At 71.8% G+C, this 16,450-nt stretch carries 9 protein-coding genes; 1 reads left to right on the forward strand and 8 read right to left on the reverse strand.

Translation table 11 applies throughout. The features are described from left to right. Nucleotides 1-68: 68 nt before the first annotated feature. The 6 genes from BM051_RS04030 to BM051_RS04055 form a co-directional block, all read right to left on the reverse strand. A complete protein-coding gene (locus BM051_RS04030; RefSeq protein WP_424923277.1) occupies nt 69-701 on the reverse strand; it encodes a class I SAM-dependent methyltransferase in 633 nt (210 codons plus the stop codon). A gap of 81 nt (nt 702-782) precedes the next feature. Beyond that, entirely contained in the window at nt 783-2,423 is a 1,641-nt protein-coding gene (locus BM051_RS04035) for a multicopper oxidase family protein (RefSeq protein ID WP_092527978.1), read from the reverse strand. An 81-nt stretch (nt 2,424-2,504) separates the two neighbouring features. After that, nucleotides 2,505-2,738, reverse strand: a complete 234-nt coding sequence (locus BM051_RS04040) for a hypothetical protein (RefSeq protein ID WP_092527981.1) — start codon at nt 2,736-2,738, stop codon at nt 2,505-2,507. Then, nucleotides 2,739-2,924 (reverse strand): hypothetical protein, encoded by a 186-nt coding sequence (locus BM051_RS04045; protein ID WP_092527984.1) that lies wholly within the window; start codon nt 2,922-2,924, stop codon nt 2,739-2,741. A 71-nt stretch (nt 2,925-2,995) separates the two neighbouring features. Then, on the reverse strand, nt 2,996-4,963 hold the full coding sequence (locus BM051_RS04050; RefSeq protein WP_092527987.1) for a heavy metal translocating P-type ATPase: 1,968 nt from the start codon (nt 4,961-4,963) through the stop codon (nt 2,996-2,998). Beyond that, entirely contained in the window at nt 4,960-5,358 is a 399-nt protein-coding gene (locus BM051_RS04055) for an ArsR/SmtB family transcription factor (RefSeq protein WP_092527990.1), read from the reverse strand. The genes BM051_RS04050 and BM051_RS04055 overlap by 4 nt, the downstream gene beginning before the upstream one ends. A 44-nt stretch (nt 5,359-5,402) precedes the next feature. Here BM051_RS04055 and BM051_RS04060 point away from each other — a divergent pair, with 44 nt between their 5' ends. Next, nucleotides 5,403-6,029 (forward strand): class I SAM-dependent methyltransferase, encoded by a 627-nt coding sequence (locus BM051_RS04060; protein WP_243859540.1) that lies wholly within the window; start codon nt 5,403-5,405, stop codon nt 6,027-6,029. Nucleotides 6,030-6,209: 180 nt separating this feature from the next. Here the strand turns inward: BM051_RS04060 and BM051_RS04065 are convergent, their stop codons facing one another. Together BM051_RS04065 and BM051_RS04070 are read right to left on the reverse strand one after the other, a co-directional pair. Then, nucleotides 6,210-15,527 carry a non-ribosomal peptide synthetase/type I polyketide synthase gene (locus BM051_RS04065; protein WP_092527993.1) on the reverse strand — a complete coding sequence of 3,106 codons (9,318 nt, stop codon included), beginning with the start codon at nt 15,525-15,527 and terminating at the stop codon, nt 6,210-6,212. Between the two features lie 215 nt (nt 15,528-15,742). Continuing rightward, nucleotides 15,743-16,237 (reverse strand): monooxygenase family protein, encoded by a 495-nt coding sequence (locus tag BM051_RS04070; protein ID WP_092527996.1) that lies wholly within the window; start codon nt 16,235-16,237, stop codon nt 15,743-15,745. Nucleotides 16,238-16,450 lie beyond the last annotated feature (213 nt).

Here is a 16,450-nt window from a genome sequence, read left to right on the forward strand (position 1 = left end):
CCGAGACCCCAATGCCGACCATGGGATCCACAGGCCTTACGGTTCGCCGGAATCTTCCCGTGGCGACGTCAGCCGTCGACTGGCGTGTGGGCGGTGAGCCGTTCCACGATGCCGATCTTGAAGCGCTGCACGTCCTCGATGGTGAACCCGGCCGCGCGGACGTGGTGGAGCGGCCTGCGCAGGAAGTGCTCACCGGCCAGGGGGACCGTGCCGAGCTCCAGGAGCCGTTGCACCACCCGCACCAGTCGCGACGAGCTGTGCACGTGGTCGACCAGCACCAGCCGGCCACCGGGTCGCAGCACCCGGCGCATCTCGGTGACGGCGGCGTCGACGTCCGGGATCGCGCAGAGGCCGAACGTGCACACCACGGTGTCGAACGTGGCGTCGTCGAAGGGCAGCGCGTGGGCGTTGCCCTGCAGGAGTGTCACGGGGCGGCCGAGCTCGGCCGTCCTGGTGCGGGCGATGGCCAGCATGTCCTCACTGAGGTCGATCCCGGTCAGGGTGACGTCGTCGGGATAGACGTCGAAGTTCAACCCGGTGCCCACCGCGACCTCGAGCACGTCACCGGTGGCGCGCGAGCACGCCCACCGGCGGGAGTCCGCGAACAGCACCCGGTCCATGAACCGCATCTGCCGGTCATAGGTGCGGGAGTGCTTGTCCCAGTGGCGTTGCCAGCGGGCACTGCGGTCGCGTGCGGACACGTTGTCCTCCTTCAAGGGTTACGCCGTGGCGAGGTGGGCGAGGTACGGGGCGTGGACACGACGTCCAGCATCGCCCCGCGTTCAACCGGATCGCCGGGTCGGCAGGTACGACAGCATCGACGCCATGCCGGTGGCCATGTGGTAGGCATTGTGGCAGTGGACGAGCCACTGTCCCGGGTTGTCGGCGGTGAAGTCCACGAGCAGGCGCTCGCCCGGCGCCACCATCGCGGTGTCCTTGCGGGTGCCGGTGGGCATGTCGGTGTCCCCGGCTCCGCTGGCGTCGCCGATCGTCCGGATGGCGAAGGTGTGCCCGTGCAGGTGCATCGGGTGGTACATCGGGGTCTGGTTGATCATCTCCAGCCGGACGTGCTGCCCCGCGCGCACCGGCATCGGGGTGATGCCGTCGAACGGGCGGTGGTGGTTGTAGGTCTCGGCGTTGATCCGCCACTCGAACGTGGACATGTCGCCGGTCAGGTACAGCGTGTGGTGCACGTCGGGGCTCCGGTCGTCCATCCGGACCTCGGGGGTGGCCTGGAGGTCGGCGAGGGCGAGGAGCCGCCCGGCCAGCTCGCGCGGCGCGGCGGTGGGCCGAGGAACCGGCCCGGCGGCGGTGCGCACGGCTCCCAGTGCCTGCGCTCCCTTGCCCTCGGCGACGGCGACCAGGGGAAACGTCCCGTCGTCGAGGGTGACCAGCACGTCGTAGCGCTCCCCCGAGCCGAGCTGCAGCGTGTCGACGGTGACCGGCTCGACCGGGAAGCCGTCGGTGTGCGTCACGGTGAGCCGGTGGCCGCCGAGGGCGACCCGGAACACCGTCGCCCCCGCGGCGTTGACCAACCGGATCCGGGCCCGTTGGCCGGGCCTGGCGCGGAAGGTCTCCGGCGCCGTCGGCAGCCGTCCGTTGAGCAGGTAGAACGGGAACTCCACGCTGCTGGCCAGCCGGGTGGCCGGCGGCACCGGCGGGATGCCGGCCGGCGGGTTCGCCAGCGCGGCCGGCACGTGGTACTGCCACATCGACGACCGGTCGACGATCCGTCCGGCCTGGACCGGCGTCCGGAACCTCGCGTCCATTCCACCGGTACGCAGTGCGGCCAGCACCTGGTCCGGGGTCGCGACCGCGCCGTCGATCCAGTCGTCGAGCACCACGAGGAACTCGACGTCGTAGTCGCCGGCGTCCCGAGGATCGTCGACGACCAATGGGCAGTACAGGCCACGCTCACGCTGCACCCCGACGTGCGGATGAAACCAGTAGGTGCCCGGATCCGGCGCGACGAACGAGTAGCGCATGCTCTCGCCCGCAGCGATCGGCGCCTGGGTGAGGTTCGGCACGCCGTCCATGTCGTTGCGGATCCGCAAGCCGTGCCAGTGCACCGTGGTCGGCTCGGGTAATCGGTTGGCCACCTCGACCTCGAGCTGGTCCCCGGCACGACACCGGAGGACGGGCCCCGGCACCCGTCCGTCGTAGGCCCAGGTCCGCACCGTCCGGCCGCCGAGGTCCACCTCGACCGGCTCGGCGGTCAGCGACGCCCGCACCGTGCGACCCGTGCCCCGGCCGCGCCGGACTTGCTCCACCCGCCGCACTTCCTCCGACGACGCCGACACCCGTCCCGCCCCCGCCGCTTCCTCAGGACGGAACGCCCACCAGGCACCGGCGGTCATGGCCGCGCCACCCACGCCGACCGCGCCCAGGAGCACACTCCGGCGCGACAGAGCAGGTTCAGACATCCCTCTCCCAGCCACGACACCCCTCAACTACGTAGTGCCATAGTAGGATCGTGGCCGCGACGATCGGGAGCCTGGGCAGGCTCAGGTGTCCGCGGGCGGGCTCGGCCGGGTCGTCGGCACCTGTCCCGAGTCCAGCGAGTCCTGTGCCCGCAGCACCCGGATCTCCTCGCGCAGGTCGGCGATCCGCCGATCCAGCTCCGCGTCCCGCGAACCGCCCATCATCCCGCAGCGGCCCTGCCGCATCGGCCGGAGGCAGAAGAAGTACACCGCCGCGACGGCAGCGGCCGCGATGAGCGCGGTGACCAGCGTGGACATCTACCGAGTTCCCTCCGTACGCGCGGCGCGCTCGGCCTTGAGCTCGTCGAGCTCGGCACGCAGCTGGCCGACCTGCGCGTTCCCGTCCTCGCCGAAGCCCCTGCCGCGCCCCATCATCATCCACATCATCAGCCCCATCCCGACCGGGCAGGCCAGGACCGCGATCGTCAACAGCAGTGACTCCACAGTTCCTCCGCACCTATCTACTGCCTACTTACGTAGATAGTAGTTGAGCGGCGGCCCCTGTGCACCCGCGGTCACGAGGGGGTCTCCGCCGCGCTGGACGTCAACGCTGGCTGGTGGGTGCCAGCCGTGATCCGCAGGGGCTCGGTGCGGCCGGCGCGGACGCCGTTGGCGATGACGACGACCTCGGCCAGCTCGTGCACCAGCACCACCGCGGCCAGGCCGAGCACGCCGAACAGTGCCAGCGGCATCAACGCGATGATCAGCCCGAGGGACAGGCCGACGTTCTGCAGCATGATCCGGCGGGCGTGGCGGGCGTGGGTGAACGCCTGGGGCAGGTGTCGCAGGTCCTCGCCCATGAGCGCGACGTCGGCGGTCTCGATCGCCACGTCCGTGCCCATCGCGCCCATCGCGATGCCCACGTCGGCGGCGGCCAGGGCGGGCGCGTCGTTCACCCCGTCGCCCACCATCGCCGTGGAGCGTCGGCCGCGCAGCGTGCCGATCAGGCGGGCCTTGTCCTCCGGGCGGAGTTCGGCGGACACGTCGTCGATACCGACGTCGGTGGCGAGTGCGGTGGCGGTGGCGTGGTTGTCGCCGGTGAGCATCGTGACGTGGTAGCCGTCCCGGCGTAGCTGGGCCACCACCTCGGCGGCCTCGGGGCGCAGCTCGTCGCGGACCGCGATCGCGCCGAGGACCTGGCCGTCCCGCTCGACCAGTACCGCGGTCGCTCCGGCCCGCTGCATCCGCTCCACGTCCACGGCCAGTGGGCCGGGGTCCAGCCAGCCGGGGCGACCGAGCCGGAGGGCGCGCCCCTCCAGGCGGCCGGTGAGCCCGGCGCCGGTGACGGCCTCCACGACCGAGGCCGGGGTGACGTCGTCGACGGCGGCGAGGATCGCCCGGGCGAGCGGGTGTTCGCTGCGCGCTTCCAGCGCTGCCGCCAGGTGCAGGACCTGGTCACGGCCGGCGCCGTTCGTGCTGGCGACGTCGATGACGGCGGGCCGGTTCGCGGTCAGGGTGCCGGTCTTGTCCAACGCCACGCCGCGCACCGTGCCGAGGGCTTCCAGCGCGGCGCCGCCCTTGACCAGCACGCCGAGCTTGCTGGCCGCGCCCACCGCGGCGACCACGGCAACCGGGACGGAGATCGCCAGCGCGCAGGGGGAGGCGGCGACGAGCACGACCAGGGCGCGCTCGATCCAGGTGGTCGGGTCGCCGAGCAGGCTGCCGAGCACCGCGATCAGCGCGGCGGCGATCATGATGCCGGGCACCAGCGGTGTGGCGATGCGGTCGGCCAGTCGCTGGGAGGCGCCCTTGCGGGCGTGCTCGGCTTCCACGATCCGCACGATCCGCGCGAGGGAGTTGTCCTCGGCGACGGTGGTGACCTCGACCTCCAGCACGCCGGTGCCGTTGATCGATCCGGCGAACACCTCGCTGTCGGGGCCCGCCTCGACCGGCACGGACTCGCCGGTGATCGCCGAGACGTCGAGGGCGGTGCGGCCGTCGCGGATGATCCCGTCGGTGGCGATCCGCTCCCCGGGCTTGACCAGCATCCGGTCGCCGACCCGCAACTCGGCCGGGGACACCACGCTCTCGGTGCCCTCGCGCAGCACGGTGGCCTGGTCGGGAACCAGGGACAGCAGGGCGCGCAGGCCGCGGCGGGTGCGGGCCAGCGAGTACTCCTCCAGGCCCTCGCTGATGGAGAACAGGAAGGCCAGTGTCGCGGCCTCGCCCACCTCGCCGAGGATGACCGCGCCGACCGCGGCGATGGTCATCAGCGTGCCGACCCCGATCTTGCCCTTGACCAGGCGCTTCAGCGTGGCCGGGATGAAGGTGTAGGCGCCGGCCAGCAACGCCGCCGCCGCCAGCACGAGCCCGACCGGCCGCGGCGCGCCGGCCCAGCCGGCGATCAGCGCGGCGAGCAGGAGCACCCCGGAGATCGCCGCGAACCGGAGCTCCCGGACGTGCGACAGCCGTTCCGGCTCGTGCTCCTCTGCTTCCTCGCCGGTGGCGGGTGCGTCGTGGCCGCAGCCGCACGCGTCACTCATCGAGCGATCTCCTTGCTGCCCTGAACGGGCTCGGCAGGGGCGTCGGTGCCGTAGTTCGGGCACAGCGCCACCGCGTTGCCGGTCGCGGCCAGCAGCGTCTCCGCCGACGCCAACAGGTCCATCAGCTCCGGCCGGGCGAGGCTGTAGAACACCTGCCGGCCCTGCGGCCGGCCCACCACCAGCGCGCAGTCGCGCAGGCAGGCCACGTGCGCCGAGACCGTGGACTGCGCCATCCCCAGCTCGGTCACCAAATCGGCGACCCGGGCCTCCCCGTGGGCGAGGCGCTGCACGATCGCCAGCCGGGTGGCGTCCGAGAGGCTGTGGAACAGCGCCACCGCCGGGTCCAACCCCGCCGTACTCGACGCGAGGCAGCCATCCGTGCTATTCATCGTCACGAGGCGATGATAGCGGCGAGATTTGATGTAATCGAGGTTGGCCAATGTTGATGAACAAGGTCGAGACCGCGCTGGTGAACTCCCCTCCCCGACGCTGGCTGCAGCGCTTCTACGAGACCCAGGTGCTGCTGCGGTTCGGCGGCCGGGTGCTCCCAGGGGCGCGGGCGCTGGAAATCGGGTGTGGCTCCGGGTACGGCTCGCAGCTGGTGCTGGAGCGGTTCGGCGCCGCCCGCGTGGACGCCGTGGACCTGGACCGGGCGATGATCGAGCGCGCCGGCCGGCGCCTCGCGCGCTACGGAGATCGGGTTCGGCTCGCGCACGGCAGCGCGACCGATCTGCGCGCGGCGCTGGATGCCGACGACGGCGGCTACGACGCGGTGTTCGACTTCGGGATCGTCCATCACATCCCGGACTGGCCGGCCGCGATCGCCGAGGTCGCCAGGGTCCTGGCACCGGGCGGGCGGTTCTACTTCGAGGAGGTCACCGCCCACGCCCTGGCGCGCCCCATCTACCAGCGGCTGTTCGACCACCCCACCGGGAACCGGTTCACCGCCGAGCGGTTCCTCGTCGAGCTGGCCCAGCACGGGCTCGTGGTCCTCGGCTCGGTCACCCGGATCCGCGGCGACTACCTGCTCGGCGTGGCCGCCAAGCCCGTGCCGGACTCGGAGTGACGCGGGCTGACCGTCGCCACCCTGACGCTGTTCCCGCCTTTCGTGCTGTCCCCCGCGCCGTCCGCACAGTGATCCAGCGACGCCGGTTGTGGGAACGGGGCGGGGTCCAGTCGGACGGGGTGTCGTCGACCTGTTACACCACCAGGTTTGGCGCGCCGCGGACCTCGCCCGACGCTCGTCCTACGCGACATCGCCGGTGCCGCGCGATGCGAAAGCGGCGCGCAGCAGTTCCGCGTTGCGGACGACGTGCTCTCCGTCCAGCATGTCGGCGTGCTCGCCGGACCCGGCCAGCACGGTGGTGCCCGCGGTGGAGCTTCCGTGCCACGTGCCGGGCGCCTCGAGGGCGTAGGACCCGGCCTTGTGTTCGTCGGAGATCACCGTGATCGGGCCGGACACCGTTCCCAGGTTGGGGGTGCGGCTGGCGTAGTGCAGGTATTCGCGGGCCTGTCGCATGGCCTCCGCTGTCACCGTGGCGGTGCCGGTGTGCCGGTTGAAGCGATCGGCCAGTTCGTGTTCGAACCCCGCGATGTGCTCGTCGGCGACGGTGAACCGCTCGGGGATCCGATAGGAGTCCATGATCACCACACGGTCCGTGGCGTACCCGCGCCGCTCCAGCTCTTTGGCCACCTCGAAGGCGAGGTTGCCGCCGAGCGAGTAGCCGAACAGGCGGTAGCGCCCCTCGGGCTGGACCGATGCCACGAGGTCGGCGTACTCGGCCACCTTGTCGTCGCCGGGCACGTAGTTGAACGCGATGAGCCGGTACCCGGTCAGGTGGGTGGCCAGCAGCCGATAGACCAGGCCGTGCCCGCCCGCGGGTGGGAAGCAGAACAGCGTGGGCTCCTGGCCGGGATTGAACTCCAGGTACGGCTTGGCGCCCGCGATCCGGCCGGTGACCACGTGCTCGACCGTCCTGGCCATGCCACGCAGGGTGGTGGCCCGAAACAGCAGGCTCACCGGGATGGTGACGCCGAACTCGGCCCGGAGGTGGTGGATCAGCTCGATCAGTGCGATCGAACTGCCGCCCAGCTCGAAGAAGTCCTGGGCGAGGCCGACCCGGTCCACGTCGAGCAGGGCCTGCCAGTGTTCGGCGGTGCGCACCTCGTACAGGGTGACCGGCGGTTCGTGGTGACCGTCGTCGGCCTCCGGGGCGGGCGTCGGCAGCGCGTCCACGTCGACCTTGCCGTTGGGGGTCAGCGGCAGTTCCGGCACCGCGACGAGGTGGGCCGGGATCATGAAGGTCGGCAGGTGCTCGCCGAGGTGGGCGCGCAGCGCGCGGGCGTCGAGGTCGGTCCCGTCGGCGGGAACGCAGTAGGCGAACAAGGTGTCCTCGCCACGCGCGTCGGGGCGCACCAGCACCGCCGCCTGGGCCACGTCGGGCCACCGGGTCAGGTGGGTCTCGACTTCGCCGACCTCGACCCGGTGGCCGTGCACCTTCACCTGGCCGTCCGCCCGCCCCACGAAGACGAGCACGCCACCCGCGGTCCACCGGGCGAGATCACCGGTGCGGTACAGCCGGACCTCGCGGCCGTCCAGATCGCGGGTGGTGAAGCGGTGCGCCGTCCGCTCCGGGTCGCCCAGGTAGCCCGCGGCGACACCGGAGCCGCCGATCCACAGCTCGCCGACGACGCCCTGCGGCACCGGCTCGCCTCGCTCGTCGAGCACGTAGAGCGCGGTGTTGGGGAACGGCCGCCCGATCGGGACCATGCCGCCTGGTTCCGCATCGTCCACCGGCCCGTCGAAGTAGGTGCTGTCGATCGTGGCCTCGGTGACGCCGTAGGAGTTGGCCACCCTGGTGTCCGAGCCGCACAGCGCCTCGAGCCGCCGATGCTCCCCGACCTTCCACACGTCCGCACCGACGACCACCAGCCGCATGAAGTCGAGCCTGGCGCCGGTGTGCTCGCAGTGGCTCACGAGGCGGCGCGCGACCGAGGGAACCATGTCGACGCAGTCGACGCCTTCGGCCACCATCGTGTCGTACAGCCGCGCGGTGTCGAACAGCAGGTCGCGCGGCACCAGCACGAGTGTGCCGCCCGAGCACAGCGCCCGGACCAGATCGCCGGTGAACACGTCGAAGGCGACGTTCGCCACCTGCAGGTGCACGCGCACGTCGGTGTCGAGCCGGTACTCCCGCTGCCAGGCGGCGTAGGCGGACGCGAGGTTGCGGTGGTCGACGCGGACGCCCTTCGGGGTGCCGGTCGAGCCGGAGGTGTAGATGACGTAGGCGGGGTTGTCGAGGTCGACCGGCCCCGGCTCCGGGTCGCCGTCGGCCGGGACGAGGTCGGCCACGTCGGTGACCGGCACGTGGAGCCCGGCCAGCCGCTCGTGGGTGCGTTCGTCGGCCAGCAGGAGAGTGCTGCCCGCGGTGCTGATCATGTGGTTGAGGCGCTGATCCGGGTGGTCCGGGTCCAGCGGGAGGTAGGCGCCGCCGGCTTTGAGCACGGCGAGCAGGGTGACCACCAGTTCGGCGGACTTCTCCAGGCACACCGCCACGATCGAGCCGCCGGCCACGCCACGGGCGCGCAGTGCGCGTGCCCGTGCCGTCGCGCGGCGCTCCAGTTCGGCGTAGGTGAGCCGGTCGGCGTCCGCGTCGACGCCCAGCTCACGGGGTGCGACGACCGCGACGGCGTCCGGTGTCGCCGCCGCGGCCGCGGTGATCAGCGTCGGCACCGGCACGTCGGCGGGCTCGGTGCGCGCCGCGCCGCTCCACTCGTGGAGGAGCACCGTGCGCTCGGCCGGATCGAGCAGGGCCAGCTCCGTGATCGCCGGGTCGGCGGACGCCCGGGTCATGCTGTCGAGCAGGTTGACGTAGTGCCTGGTCATCCTGTGCACGGTCGCGCTGAGGAACAGGTCGGTGTTGTACCTGAACGCGCAGTGCAAGCGCTTGTCCGCCTCGTCCTCGTAGACCGCGAGCGTCAGGTCGAACTGGCCTTCCTCCTCCGGCAGCTCGATGTAGTCGAGGCGGTAGCCGTACCTCTGCACGGACATGTCGTGCACGAGGAAGGTGAACAGGACCTGGAACACCGGTGACCGGCTCGGGTCGTGCCGCAGACCCAACTGGTCGACCAGCAGGACGAACGGGTACTCCTGATTCTCCAGCCCGTTGGCGACGGTCGAGCGGACCTGGTCGATCAGGCTGCTGACGCGCGGCGTCCGGGACAGGTCCGCGCGCAACGGCAGCGAGTTGACGAAGTAGCCGTAGACCGAGTCGAAGTCCTTCTGGGTGCGGCCGGTCACCGGAGTGCCGATGACGATGTCGTCCTGTCCGGAGTAGCGGTTGAGCAGCAGGTAGTACGCGGTCAGCAGGACCACGAAGACGGTGACGTCGTGCCGGCGGGCCAGCTGGCGCACCCGGGCGCTGAGGTCGGCGTCCAGTGCGAAGAACTCCGAGGCGCCGTTGTCGGTCCGGACGGCCGGCCGCGGCCTGTCGGTCGGCAGGTTCAGCACCGGTGCCTGCTCGGGCAGGTGGTCACGCCAGTACGCCAGCATGCGGTCGGCGTCGGGGCCGGCCAGGAGCCGGTTCTGCCAGTTGAGGAAGTCCAGGTATCGCCCGGTGGGCTCGGGCAGCTCCACCGGCCGGCCGGTGCGCATTCCCTCGTAGACGGCCAGCAGCTCCACGATGAAGGTGAACGTGGAGAGCGCGTCGGAGACGATGTGGTGCACCGCTTTCACGATCACCCAGCGGTCCGCTGCCAGGCGGAAGAGCCGGAAGCGCATCAACCGGTCGCGCTCCAGGTCGTAGGGCCTGCGGTACTCGGCGATGATCATCCGCTGGATCTCGTCCCAGCTGAGGTCCGCCACGTCGAACAGCGCGGTGTCGGGCTCGACCGACGCCCGGATCCGCTGGACCGGCTGCCCGTTCTGCGTCGTGATGTTCCCGCGCAGCAGGGGGTGTCGGTCGGTCAGCACGCGCACCGCGTCGAACATCAGCCCGGGGTCCAGCTCCGCGGCCACTTCGACGGCGCCGCCGATGTTGTAGGCGAAGCCGTCGGGGTAGAGCTGTTTGAGGAACCACAGTGCTCTCTGGTTCTGGGTCAGCGGGAAGCAGTGTTCGTCGGTGAACACCTCCACTGCCCTCTGCTCGTGCTGACCCACGGCGTCATGCGCGATCAGCTCCGCGTGCACCTGGTCGACGAGCTCGGCGACCGGGGTGCCGCTGAGCAGGGCCACCAGGGGCAGGCTGACCCCCAGCTCGTTGTTGATCCTGGCCCGCACCTCCATCGCCAGCAACGAGTCCAGCCCGGCTGCGGCCAGCCCGGCGGAGGGCTTCACCTGCTCGACGGGCACCCGGAGCACGTCGGCGACGACGGCGGTGAACCGCTGGGCCACCAGGTCACGGCAAGTCTCGGCGTCGGCGGAGTGGACGGCCTCCAGGAAGCTGCCCGGCTCCTCGGGGACCTCGGCGGCGGCCTCGGCGAGTACGGCGACCAACGGCGACGGCGTGCCGAACCAGGACAGCAGCACCGACCAGTCGACGACGTTCACCACGACCAGTTGCGCCTCCTCCTGGCCAATGACCCGCTCCAGGGCGGCCATGCCCGCCGCCGCCGACAGCGGGCTCATGCCGCGGGCGGTCCGGTAGTGGTCGACCAAACCGAGCTCTTCGACCATGCCGGTGGCCCACGGACCCCAGTCGATGCTGAGCGCGGGCAGGCCGCGGGCGCGGCGGTGATGTGCCAGCGCGTCGAGGAAGGCGTTGGCCGCGGCGTAGTTGGTCTGCCCCGCGGTCGTCAGCACCGACGCGCTCGAGGCGAACAGCACGAAGTGGTCGAGGGGCTCGTCGCGCAGGTGGTGGTGCAGCAGGTACGCGCCCACGACCTTGGGGTTGTGCACGGAGTCGAAGCTCAGGCGATCCATCGTCGCGACGAGGGCGTCACGGACGTGCCCGGCGAGGTGGAACACGCCGCGGATGGGCAGGCCGCAGTCACGGCGATAGTCCGCCAGCCACGTGACGAACGCCCGCTCGTCGGTGAGGTCCACCGGCGCCAGGATGACCTGGACACCCTGGGCCTCCAGGTCGCGGACGAACCGTACGGCCCGGCCGTCGCGGGTGTCCCGGCCCCACGAGGCCCGCTCAGGGAGCCCGGTGCGGCCGAGGAGGATCAGCCTGCGTGCGCCGCGTGCGGCCAGCGTTCGGCACAGCAACCTGCCCAGCGCGCCGAACGCGCCGGTGACCAGGTAGCTGCCGTCCGGACGCAGCCGCAGCGGCAGCGGCCCGGTCAGATCCGGTCCGGCCGGGGCGAGCCTGCTGGTGTGCCGCTCGCCGCCGCGCAGGGCGATCTCGTCGACCACACCGACGCCGTCGACCTCCACGTCGACGGGCGCGAGGATCTCGCGCACCAGCGTGTCCGTTTCGGTCCGGCGGGCGTCGGGTCCTTCGGGTGGGGTGGGATCCAGGTCGACCAGCTTGCCGCGGTGCGCGGTCAGCTCGTGCTGCCACAGCACCCTGCCGATCCCCCAGGCCCTGGCACCCAGCGGCCGTACCTGGTCGCCGTTGACGACCGCCTGGGCGCCGCGGGTGACCACGTGCAGCCCGCCGGTCAGGTCGCCCGCGAGCAGCGACCGCGCGACCGTGACGAGTGAATACGCGCCCGGGCCGGTGGTGTGGTCGAGATCGGCGTCGGACAGACCTTCCAGGTCCGGGAGGTCCAGGTTCCACAGGTGCACCACGCCCTCGAACCCGTCACGGTGCTCACCGGTGAGCTCGGCGGCCAGTCGGGACAGATCCCTGGAGTCCCCGGCGGTCACCGTGGACTCCCACCGGCCGCGCCGGTAGCCGCGACCGAGGCGCACCAGGTGACACTGCCGACTGGTGGCACGCAGCGCGGCGGCGAGTTCGTCCCCGACCCCACTGGAGTCGGCCAGCAGCAACCAGCGGCCCTCGGATCGCGTGGGCTCGGGGGCGGGCCGGCATTTCACCCATGTCACCCTGGCCAGCCAGCTGTCGACGGTGGCCTGGCTGACCGTTGTGGCCGTCTGCTCGACGTCTGCCGCACGCAAGCCGCGGACGTGCCCCACCGGGGTTCCGTCGGCGGTGTAGGCCAGGACGTCGCCGACCAGGTCGCCGCCGTCGCGGTCGGTGATCACCGCGTGGGCCCACAGCTCGCGGTCGCCCACGGGGTCGAGCCGGACCTCCTTGATCGACAGCGGCAGCCGGATGCCGCCGTCGCCCGCGGCCGAACCGTCGGCCAGCAGCGGGGTCAGCAGGGCCTGGAAGCAGGAGTCCAGCAGCACCGGGTGCACGTGGTGCCCGGCGGCGTCGATGCCCGCGGTCGGGCGGATGCGGGCCAGCGCCTCGTCCTCGGACACCCACACCTCGGCGATGCCCTGGAACGCGGGGCCGTAGTGGTAGCCCAGCCGCGCCAGCTCCGCGTAGGCGTCGGGGCCCTCCAGGACGCGCTGGGCCCGGGCGCGGACGGCGTCGAGGTCCAGTGGGTCGGCCGACCCGCCGCGCTGGCCGGTCAGCACGTTGCCCGCCGCGTACACCACGCGCTCCCGCGCGCCGTCGGTGACCGCGGCGACGGTGAACCCGGCGTTCTCCCCGGAGAAGGACAGCCGCACCGGCCGGGACTCGGTATCGGACACGAACAGCGCCTTGCGCAGCTCCACATCCGCCACGGCCGCCGACGCGCCGCCGGTCAGCACGCGCACGGCCTGCACGGCCATCTCCACGTACCCGGCGGCGGGGAACAGCGCGGTGCCCTCGATGCGGTGGTCGTCGAGGTAGGGCAGGTCCTCCACGTCCAGGCGAACCTCCCAGGTGGGCTCGGCGCCCTCGACGCGCCGGCCCAGCAGCGGGTGGTCGCGCCGGCCCAGGCGGACCTGCTCGACCGGCTTGGGCTCCACCCAGTACCGGTCGCGCCGCCACGGGTAGCACGGCAGCGGCACCGGGGAGCCGGCGGGCTGGAGCGCGTCCCAGTCCAGCGGCACGCCCAGGGTGTGCAACTCGGCGAGCGAGCGGGTGAACCGGGCGGGTTCGTCCTCCACGCGGCGGATCGAGGGCACCGAGCGGCCCTCGACGCCCCGGGCGGCCAGGCACTCGGCGATGGAGTGCGCGAGCACCGGGTGCGGCCCGATCTCCAGGAACAGCCGGTGGCCGTCGGCGACGAGGGCGTCCACCGCGGCGCGGAACCGGACCCGCTCGCGCACGTTGTCCCACCAGTAGCCGGCGTCGAGCTCCGGGCCGCGGGCACGCCCCGCCCTGCCGGTGAGGTAGAGCGGAACCTCCGCCTCCCGGCCGCGCAGGTCGGCCAGTGCGGTGATCAGCTCGTCCTTGATCGCCTCCATGTGGGCGCTGTGGTAGGGCACCCGGACGGTGAGGAACTTGGCGAACACGCCCTCCAGGGTCAGCGCCTCGCGCAGCTCCTCCAGGGCGTCCTCGTCGCCAGCCAGCGTCACCGCGGACGGGGAGTTGACCGCGGCGACGGAGACGTGGTCGCCGTAGGGCAGCGTGCGAGCGGTCGCGGCGTCCTCGGTCAGGCCGACCGCGAGCATGGTGCCGGTGCCGACGAGCTTCTGCTGCAGGCGGCTGCGGTGCAGCACCACGCTGACCGCGTCGGCCAGGGTGTAGACGCCGGCCTCGTGGAACGCGGCGACCTCGCCGGTGCTGTGCCCGACGATGGCGGCCGGTCGCACGCCGCGCGAGCGCCACACCGCGGCCAGGGCGAGCTGCACCGCGAAGTTGGCGGGCTGGGCGAGCCACGTCTCGGCCATCACCGAGTCGGCCTCGTCGGCGGCCATCATCTCGATCAGCGACCAGCCGGCCTGCGCGCGGACCTCGGCGTCGACCCGCCCGATCACCTCGCGGTAGACCGGTTCGGCGGCCATCATGCCGCGGCCCATGCCCCACCACTGCGGGCCCATGCCGGTGAACACCCACACCGGGTCGGCCGGCTCGGCGGACACCTGGTTCTCCACCACGTCGGGGTGCGCGTCGCCGCGCTCGCGAGCGGCGAGCGCCTCGTCGAGGTCCCCGGCGCCCGCGTAGGCGACCGCCAACCGGTGCTCGTGGTGCTGGCGGCGGTGCGCCAAGGTGTGGCCGATGTCGGCGAGCGGAGTACCCGCGGCCAGCTCCCGGCGGATGCCCGCGGCCAATTCGCCCAGCGCGCGGGGGTCGCGGGCGGACAGCGGCAACACGGTGCGGGCCACGGTCCCGGAGGGCTCGCGGCGCGCCGGGCGCGGCGGCGCCTCCTCCAGCAGGACGTGCGCGTTGGTGCCGCCGAAGCCGAAGGAGTTCACGCCCGCACGGGCCGGACCGTCGTGCTCGGGCCAGGGCACCACCTCGGTGGGGATGTCGAAGGGCAGCGTGTCCAGGTCGATCTTCGGGTTCACCTCGGTGAGGTTGATGTGCGGCGGGATGAGGCGGTGCTCGAGCGCCAAGGCCGTCTTGATCAGGCCCGCGATGCCCGCGGCGGACTCGGTGTGGCCGATGTTGGTCTTGACCGAGCCCACGTAGCAGCGGGAGCCGGGAAGGCGCCCCTCGGCCAGCGTCCGGCCCAGCGCGTTGGCCTCGATCGGGTCGCCGACCGGGGTGGAGGTGCCGTGCGCCTCCACGTACTGCAGGTCGCCGGGGGCGATGCCCGCCTCGGCGCACACCTGCCGGATCAGCCGGACCTGAGCGTCGGCGTTGGGCACGGTGATGCCGTTGGTGCGCCCGTCCTGGTTGACGCCGGTGCCGACGATCACCGCGTGGATCGGGTCGCCGTCGCGCTCGGCGTCGGCCAGCCGCTTGATGGCCACCATGCCCACGCCCTCGGCGCGCACGTACCCGTTGGCGGAGGCGTCGAAGGTTCGCGAGCGTCCCTCCGGCGACAGGAACCCGCCCTTGGTCTCCGCGATCGTGTACTGCGGGGTCAGGTGCAGCAGCGTGCCGCCGGCCAGCGCCAGGCCGGTCTCCCCGCGCAGCAGGCTCTGGCCGGCCAGGTGCACCGCCACCAGCGACGAGCTGCACGCGGTGTCGATGGAGACGCTGGGGCCGCGGAAGTCGAAGCAGTACGAGATCCGGTTCGACGCCATCGTCATCATCGTGCCGGTGGCGGTGTGCGCGGCCAGCGTCTCGAAGCTCAGGTCCGCGAACTGCAGGATCTTGTAGTCCAGGGTGAAGGCGCCGACGAACACCCCCACGTCCGTGCCCGCCAGCTCACCGGGCCGCTGCCCGCCGTCCTCCAACGCCTCCCACGCGACCTCCAGCAGCTTGCGCTGCTGCGGGTCCATGTGCTCCGCCTCGCGCGGGCCGATGCCGAAGAACGCGGGGTCGAACTCGTCGAACCCGTCGATGTAGCCCCCGCGACCACCGACCAGCCTGCCCGGCTTCGCCCTGTCCCGGCTGGCGAGAGTCGCGACGTCGTAGCGATCGGGCGGTGTCTCGGTGAGGCAGTCCTTGCCATCGAGGAGATTTCGCCAGTACGTACGGTAGTCGCCGGCCCCTCCTGGGAACCGGCAACCGATCCCGATGATCGCCAACCGGTTGTCGTGTACTGCCGGGAAAGTGCTGTCGAACATGGACGTAGGTTCCTTCACGTGTGCGGCGCGAGCGGACTCCGTCGCGCGGGCACGAACGGTCGCTGCGAGAGATTCGGCGGCCCCGAGGATCGGAGTGCGCCGACAGGTCGACCTGACAGGCCGGGGACTCACCTGCCAGCTGGTTCTCGGAGCCGGGACGAGGCCCCATCGCCTCACTGACCGTGCGTCCCGGCTCGGCGTCTATCAAGGCGTGCTCATCCGGCGATCCCGTCGGCGTCACCACCCTCGTCGCGGGTCGAGCCTTCACCGGGTTCTCCGGCCGCGCGTTCACCAGGCTCATGGCCGCCGGGTCGCACCAGTGTGGTCGCCTTGCCCATGCCGAACGCCGGCATGTTCCGGTAAATCACATCGACGCCACTCGGATGAGTGACGTAAGCCTCGTGCCACACGCCAACGTCTCTTTTGTCGCCGATCCGCCTGATGAAGGAACGCCATCCTCGGACGTGCGACGCGTCGACGTTCCACGCATAACTGAGCAGCGCCTCCATACTGTTCCAGTACTGCACGCACACCACCGTGCGCCCGAACCACGTGTGGTACCCGAGGCACCCGTGCTCGGACTGCTCGTTGAGAATCGAGCGGTGCACCACGTGCCGACCAATCGTGCCATACAGTTGCTCGTACAGTTGCCCGACGCGAACGGACGGTCGCCACACTGCCGTTTCCCCGTCGGCGTCCTGTCCGTCCAACGGTCGGTGAACCGGTGTGGCAGGTGTTGCCGTGGATTACCACCACCGTGTTCCTCCCTCATTCCGCACCCGTTGTCCGCGCAATAGAGCTCCGACCATCGAAGCCCAGTTCGGACCCACCAAGAGGAGATCCCGACAAATCTCAGCCGTTCGAGTGACAACGAAGCGGGTTTCGTCAGGCGCTCGCTCGGTCTGTCAAACCCGCCGCACGTT

The sequence above is a fragment of the Amycolatopsis arida genome, assembly GCF_900115565.1.
Taxonomy (GTDB): Bacteria; Actinomycetota; Actinomycetes; order Mycobacteriales; family Pseudonocardiaceae; genus Yuhushiella; species Yuhushiella arida.

What these genes read in the sequence shown, in the direction of transcription:
- BM051_RS04035 (WP_092527978.1), bottom strand. Translation starts at nt 2,423, where the DNA reads ATGTCTGAACCTGCTCTGTCGCGCCGGAGTGTGCTCCTGGGCGCGGTC.
- BM051_RS04040 (WP_092527981.1), bottom strand. Translation starts at nt 2,738, where the DNA reads ATGTCCACGCTGGTCACCGCGCTCATCGCGGCCGCTGCCGTCGCGGCG.
- BM051_RS04050 (WP_092527987.1), bottom strand. Translation starts at nt 4,963, where the DNA reads ATGAGTGACGCGTGCGGCTGCGGCCACGACGCACCCGCCACCGGCGAG.
- BM051_RS04060 (WP_243859540.1), top strand. Translation starts at nt 5,403, where the DNA reads ATGTTGATGAACAAGGTCGAGACCGCGCTGGTGAACTCCCCTCCCCGA.
- BM051_RS04065 (WP_092527993.1), bottom strand. Translation starts at nt 15,527, where the DNA reads ATGTTCGACAGCACTTTCCCGGCAGTACACGACAACCGGTTGGCGATC.